This is a genomic window from Streptomyces sp. NPDC048288 (assembly GCF_043201555.1).
Lineage (GTDB): Bacteria > Actinomycetota > Actinomycetes > Streptomycetales > Streptomycetaceae > Streptomyces.
The window spans coordinates 187,962-194,375 of sequence record NZ_JBICZD010000017.1; the positions used below are offsets into that span (position 1 = coordinate 187,962).

The 6,414-nt window shown below is 69.1% G+C and carries 5 protein-coding genes; 4 read left to right on the plus strand and 1 reads right to left on the minus strand.

Annotated features, from left to right (window positions below; all coding sequences use genetic code 11):
• Positions 1-94 precede the first annotated feature (94 nt).
• The 3 genes from ACGFZS_RS43860 to ACGFZS_RS43870 all read left to right on the plus strand — a co-directional run bounded on the left by ACGFZS_RS43860 (position 95) and on the right by ACGFZS_RS43870 (position 3,626).
• Positions 95-1,075, plus strand: a complete 981-nt coding sequence (locus ACGFZS_RS43860; protein ID WP_393799826.1) for a cation diffusion facilitator family transporter — start codon at positions 95-97, stop codon at positions 1,073-1,075.
• 271 nt (positions 1,076-1,346) lie between these two features.
• Positions 1,347-2,804, plus strand: a complete 1,458-nt coding sequence (gene ahcY, locus ACGFZS_RS43865; RefSeq protein ID WP_393799827.1) for an adenosylhomocysteinase — start codon at positions 1,347-1,349, stop codon at positions 2,802-2,804.
• A gap of 204 nt (positions 2,805-3,008) precedes the next feature.
• Positions 3,009-3,626: a hypothetical protein gene (locus tag ACGFZS_RS43870; RefSeq protein ID WP_393799828.1), complete on the plus strand. Its 618-nt coding sequence runs from the start codon at positions 3,009-3,011 to the stop codon at positions 3,624-3,626.
• A 120-nt stretch (positions 3,627-3,746) separates the two neighbouring features.
• Here ACGFZS_RS43870 and ACGFZS_RS43875 read toward each other — a convergent pair whose 3' ends face one another.
• Complete coding sequence (locus ACGFZS_RS43875) at positions 3,747-4,835, minus strand: RDD family protein (RefSeq protein ID WP_393799829.1); 1,089 nt, start codon at positions 4,833-4,835, stop codon at positions 3,747-3,749.
• A 130-nt stretch (positions 4,836-4,965) separates the two neighbouring features.
• Here ACGFZS_RS43875 and ACGFZS_RS43880 point away from each other — a divergent pair, with 130 nt between their 5' ends.
• Positions 4,966-5,973 (plus strand): stage II sporulation protein M, encoded by a 1,008-nt coding sequence (locus ACGFZS_RS43880; protein WP_393799830.1) that lies wholly within the window; start codon positions 4,966-4,968, stop codon positions 5,971-5,973.
• Positions 5,974-6,414 lie beyond the last annotated feature (441 nt).

The window sequence follows — 6,414 nt, forward strand, 5'->3', positions numbered from 1 at the left end:
TCCCGGGACAGGGCTGCAAGAATGGCCCGCCGGCAAAGCACGGGCAAAGACGAGAACCGGCGAAGACGAGAACGAGAAGGGACAACGCGAACACATGAGCGCGTCAGGCGGCACCAAGGCGATCGTGGCGGCACTCGGCGCCAACCTCGCGATCGCGGTATCGAAGTTCGTGGCGTTCGCGTTCAGCGGCTCCTCGTCGATGCTCGCCGAGGGCGTCCACTCGCTCGCCGACTCCGGCAACCAGTTCCTGCTGCTCATCGGCGGTAAGAAGGCCCAGCGCGAGGCGACCCCGCAACACCCCTTCGGCTACGGCCGCGAGCGGTACATCTACGCCTTCCTCGTCTCGATCGTCCTCTTCTCGGTCGGCGGCATGTTCGCCATCTACGAGGGCTACGAGAAGATCAGCCACCCGCACGACGTGGAGCACTGGTACTGGCCGGTGGGCGTCCTCGTCTTCGCGATAATCGCCGAGGGCTTCTCCTTCCGCACGGCCATCAAGGAGTCCAACGAACTGCGGGGCAAGCTGTCCTGGTCCCAGTTCATCCGCCGCGCCAAGGCCCCCGAGCTGCCCGTCGTCCTCCTCGAGGACTTCGGCGCGCTCATCGGTCTCGTCCTCGCCCTCTTCGGCGTCGGCCTCGCCCTGCTCACCGGCGACGGCGTCTGGGACGGCGTCGGCACGGTCTGCATCGGCGTCCTGCTCGTCCTGATCGCCCTGGTCCTCGCCGCCGAGACCAAGTCCCTCCTCCTTGGCGAGGCCGCCGGCATCGAGGAGGTCAAGAAGATCGAGGCCGCGATCGTCGACGGCGACACGGTCACCGGCATCATCCACATGCGCACCCTCCACCTCGGTCCCGAGGAACTCCTGATCGCCGCCAAGATCGCCGTCCAGCACGACGACACGGCCGCCGAGGTCGCGAACGCCATCAACGCCGCCGAGGCCCGCATCCGCGAGGCCGTCCCCATCGCCCGCGTGATCTACCTCGAACCCGACATCTACAGCGAGGCCGAGGCCGCCAAGGGTCCCGACCCGAAGGCCACCCCGGGCGGCCCCACCCCGCATCCGGCCGGCCACTGAGCCCCGGCCCCCACCCCCCGAACGGCGTGAACTGTTCGGAGGCGGACTGGGGGCCGCCCGCTCCTCCGGTGTAGCTTGGGACGGAGCCAGACGTCGCTGCTGATGGCGGTCGGGCGGTCCCACACGGACCGTCCGAGGGAGAGAGGGCCTCCGACGGACTGCGCTGCGCGCACGCGGGCATGCCTGTGTCCCCTTCTCGGGGACGCCTGTGTCCGCCGCCGCGCAGACCAGCCGTACCCACCCTCGTCCCAACCCCGAGGAGCAGTTCGCAATGACGACTGTCGACAACCGACAGGACTTCAAGGTCGCCGACCTCTCCCTGGCCGAGTTCGGCCGCAAGGAGATCACCCTCGCCGAGCACGAGATGCCCGGCCTGATGTCGATCCGCAAGGAGTACGCCGCCACGCAGCCGCTGGCCGGCGCCCGCGTCACCGGCTCCCTGCACATGACCGTGCAGACCGCCGTCCTGATCGAGACCCTGGTCGCCCTGGGCGCGCAGGTCCGCTGGGCCTCCTGCAACATCTTCTCCACCCAGGACCACGCGGCCGCCGCCATCGCCGTCGGCCCGAACGGCACGCCCGACAACCCGCAGGGCGTCCCGGTCTTCGCCTGGAAGGGCGAGACCCTGGAGGAGTACTGGTGGTGCACCGAGCAGGCGCTGACCTGGCCGGACAGCCCCACCGGCGGCCCCAACATGATCCTCGACGACGGCGGTGACGCCACCCTCCTCGTCCACAAGGGCGTCGAGTACGAGAAGGACGGCAAGGTCCCGTCCGTCGACACCGCCGAGTCCGACGAGCACCGCGTCATCCTCGATCTCCTGCACCGCACCATCACGGACGGCTCGCAGAAGTGGACCCAGCTGGCCTCCGAGATCCGCGGCGTCACCGAGGAGACCACGACCGGCGTCCACCGCCTGTACGAGATGCAGCGCGACGGCGTCCTCCTCTTCCCGGCGATCAACGTCAACGACGCCGTCACCAAGTCGAAGTTCGACAACAAGTACGGCTGCCGCCACTCCCTGATCGACGGCATCAACCGCGCCACCGACGTCCTGATCGGCGGCAAGACCGCGGTCGTCTGCGGCTACGGCGACGTGGGCAAGGGCTGCGCGGAGTCCCTGCGCGGACAGGGCGCCCGCGTGATCATCACCGAGATCGACCCGATCTGCGCGCTCCAGGCCGCGATGGACGGCTACCAGGTCACGACCCTCGACGAGGTCATCGACAAGGCCGACATCTTCATCACCACGACCGGCAACAAGGACATCATCATGGCCTCGGACATGGCCAAGATGAAGCACCAGGCCATCGTCGGCAACATCGGCCACTTCGACAACGAGATCGACATGGCCGGCCTCGCCAAGGTCCCCGGCATCGTCAAGGACGAGGTCAAGCCGCAGGTCCACACCTGGACCTTCCCCGACGGCAAGGTGCTCATCGTCCTCTCCGAGGGCCGCCTGCTGAACCTGGGCAACGCCACCGGACACCCGTCGTTCGTGATGTCCAACTCCTTCGCGGACCAGACGCTGGCCCAGATCGAGCTGTTCACCAAGCCCGACGAGTACCCGGTCGGCGTCTACACGCTGCCCAAGCACCTCGACGAGAAGGTCGCCCGCCTGCACCTGGACTCGCTCGGCGTGAAGCTCACGACGCTGCGCCCCGAGCAGGCCTCGTACATCGGCGTGAAGGTCGAGGGTCCGTACAAGTCGGACCACTACCGCTACTGAGCCCGATACCGAGTCCGAGCCCCGACCTCCGGGGAACGCGCCCGTGCACCGGCCGCGCTCCCCGGAGGCAGGCCCTCCGGTCCGCCGGGACAGGCCCCCGCACCCCCGTGCCGGGGGCCTGTCCCTTTGGTCCGCCGACCACCCCTCCGGCCGTACGACCGGACCGGGCGCCGGACCCTTCCCCCGTCAAGCCCCAGGACCCCCATGCCCCGCGGCCGCTATTCGCTCCACGATCCGCACGATCACACCCCCCTCGGCGAAGAACACTTCCAGTGCGCCCCCGGCCCCTCCGGCTGGCGATATGTCTCCCAAGTGACCACCCCCTCCGGTGACCAGACCGGTTCCGTCGATCTCGCCCTCGACGAACTCGGCCGCCCCATCCGCCTCGAACTCCACGCCGGGAGCTGGCAGGTGCGCGGCGCCGCCCTCGACGGCGTCACCTGGGTCCGCACGGACCCCACCGGCACTCAAGCCACCGAAGGCAATGTGCGCGCCCACGCCTTCACCGGCACGTCCCCCGCGTTCCTGATCGCCACCGCCCGCCTCCTGCGCCTCACCCCTTCCGCCGCCGCGACCCGCGTACGCCTCGTGGCCTTCACGGCCCCGGTCCTCGCCCCACGCACCGTGGACCAGTCCTGGGCCTTGCTGAAAAGAGAAACACACGCCACTGACAATGGCCCCCTGACCGTGGACGAATACCAGGTCACAGCCCTGGACACCGGCGAACAGCACACCGTGCACCTCGCCGGCGACGTGGTCCTGGCAGCGCCCGGGATCGAGCTGGAGGACCTGCAGTCGCCACCGTCCGTCTTCAGCGACTGACCACGACTGACCACGTCGGACGCGCCGGGCACGCCCGGCACACCAGGGGGGCCGGTGGGGTGGGCCGGAGAGGCCGGACGGACCGGATGTGGTGAATGCGTTGGATGTGCCGGGTCGTGCTTACGCCGGCGGTACGAAACCGGTGGACGGCCGCTCGGTCGCAGGCGCAGGCGCAGGCGCAGGCGTCGACGGAGGGACGGGTGCTGGGGCCGGAGCCTGCTCCACCGGCGGCGGATACATCGCAGTCGGCATCGGCGGCACTGGCGGCACGGGCTGATACGGGGCGGGAGGCGCAGGGGCCTGCGGCACCGGAGGGGCGTAGCCCTGGTGCGGAACCGGGGGAGCGTAGCCCTGTCCGTATCCGTAGGGAGCACCAGGCACCGGGGGGCCGTACCCATGGGGAGCAGCCGGCGCCGGCGGAGCGAACGTGGCGGGTGCCCCGGGGGCAGAAGAGGCGGCATGCTCGGCGAAGGCCCGCCGGGCCTCACGGGCCTGCCGCTCCTGCACCACCGCCGCCAGATACGCGGCCGGCGGAATGCCCTGCGGAGCCGGCGTCCCCGTCCGGTTGGCGAGATCGGTCGCGAGCTGCTCCGCCATCGCCCAGGAGACCTGCGGATCAAGCTGCTGCATCCGCGTCAGGTACTGCCGTACGGCCAGCCACAGCCCGTCCGGAACCGCCGACAGGTCCAGCTCACCGAATCGTCCGGCCAGCCAGGGCGGAGGCGGCGGAATGAAACGGGCCTGCCCGACGGGCACCCGCTCCCGCACGACCAGCGTCCCGGCGAACACGTCGCCCAGCCGCCGCCCACGCGCCGAGACCAGCGAGGAGATACAGGCGACGACCCCGAACGTCATCAGAATCTCGACCACACCGAGGGCGCCACGCACCAGCGCGTGCCGGAAGCGGATGGGCCCGCCGTCGTCGCGTACGACGCGCAGTCCGCAGGCCATCTTCCCGAGCGAGCGCCCGTGGCTCAGTGTCTCCACCGCGATCGGCGCGCCCACCAGCAGCAACAGGAAGGTGGCGATCGACAGCGCGATCTGCGCGGCCTCATCGAGCGAAGCAGTGGCCGCCACCAGGCCGATCGTCACCCCGACGTACACGATCAGGGCCACGATCAGGTCGAGCAGCACCGCCAGCGCCCTGCTGGGCACTTTCGCGGGACGCAGTTCGAGCGCCACCGCCTCGCCCGTCACCAGCTCACTCACGCCCGCCGCCTTCCCCTGGTCTGCCCTGTACGGAGCAAGTCTGCCAAGCTGAGGGCGCATCGCGCCGCAGTACGACAAGCTGACATCTAAGACAGGCAGTCGACGACCAGCCGAGGAGCAGGCAGACCCGATGGACCTCGACGTCTTCGTCTCCGCACACCGAGCCGAGTGGGATCGCCTCGACGCGCTCCTGCGTCGGCAGCGGCGCCTCAACGGAACCGAAGCCGACGAACTCGTCGCCCTCTACCAGCGCACCGCCACCCATCTCTCGCTCATCCAGTCCAGCGCTCCCGATCCCCAGCTCGTCGGACGCCTCAGCCAGCTCGTGGCACGCGCGCGCAGTGCGGTGACCGGTACCCGTCGCGCCTCCTGGCGCGATGTCGCCCGCTTCCTCGGGCAGGGATTCCCGGCCGCCGTCTACCGCTCCCGTCACTGGTGGGTCCCCACCGCGCTCCTCTCGACCGCCATCGCGATCCTCCTGGGCTGGTGGATAGGCACGCATCCGGACGTGCAGGCGACCATCGCGGCCCCCAGCCAGCTCCGCGAGCTGACCCGGCCCGGCGGCGAGTACGAGACCTACTACTCGAGCCACCCCGCGGCTTCCTTCGCGGCCCAGGTATGGACGAACAACGCCAGGGCCGCAGCGATGTGCCTGGTCCTGGGCGTCTTCCTCGGCCTCCCGGTCCTCTGGATCCTCTTCGAGAACATGCTCAACCTGGGCGTCGGCTTCGGCCTGATGTCCTCGGCCGGCCGTCTCGACACCTTCCTCGGCCTGGTCCTCCCGCACGGGCTGCTCGAACTCACCGCGGTCTACGTGGCCGCCGGCACCGGACTCCGTCTCGGCTGGACCCTGATAGACCCGGGCCCGCGCAGCCGTCGTGCGGCCCTGGCGGAGGAGGGGCGCGCCGCCGTGGGCATGGCGATCGGCCTGGCCCTGGTCCTGTTCGTCTCCGGTGCCATCGAAGGCTTCGTCACCCCGTCCGGCCTGCCCACCTGGGCTCGCATAGGCATCGGGGTGGCAGCGGAGCTGGCCTTCCTGGCGTACGTCTTCGTCCTCGGCGGTCGAGCCGCGCGCGCCGGCGAGACGGGCGACCTGGAGGAGACCGAGCGCAGTGCGTTCGTCCCAACAGCTGCCTGATGTGCGGAGCCCTCTCGTGAGCTGCTAGTCTCCTCTTCGCCCCGGAAGACCCGTTGACACGGGTCCGGTGGGGAGGTAGATTCAAACAGTTGCCTAGAACTGGACAGGTTCAGGGCTGATCGTTAGAATCGATCTGCTTCATAACGGAGACTTCTCTCCGAACATCGAAGCCACTCCCGATTTACTCAGAAATGAGCGGCCGGTCAGAACGGCCAAGAACTTCTGATAAAGTCGGACTCGCCGAAAGGGAGCCGGAAGGCAACCGAAAAGGCAAAGGCCCTCCAACGGCCACCGGAAATGAATTCCGACCGGAAACGGAACGGAAAACGGATCTGGTAAGGTTGGAAACACCGAAGGGAAGCCCGGAGGAAAGCCCGAGAGGGTGAGTACAAAGGAAGCGACCGTTCCTTGAGAACTCAACAGCGTGCCAAAAGTCAACGC

Bases quoted from the DNA above. Each gene is read 5' to 3' on its own strand.
- ACGFZS_RS43860 (WP_393799826.1), top strand. From the start codon at position 95: ATGAGCGCGTCAGGCGGCACCAAGGCGATCGTGGCGGCACTCGGCGCC.
- ahcY (WP_393799827.1), top strand. From the start codon at position 1,347: ATGACGACTGTCGACAACCGACAGGACTTCAAGGTCGCCGACCTCTCC.
- ACGFZS_RS43870 (WP_393799828.1), top strand. From the start codon at position 3,009: ATGCCCCGCGGCCGCTATTCGCTCCACGATCCGCACGATCACACCCCC.
- ACGFZS_RS43880 (WP_393799830.1), top strand. From the start codon at position 4,966: ATGGACCTCGACGTCTTCGTCTCCGCACACCGAGCCGAGTGGGATCGC.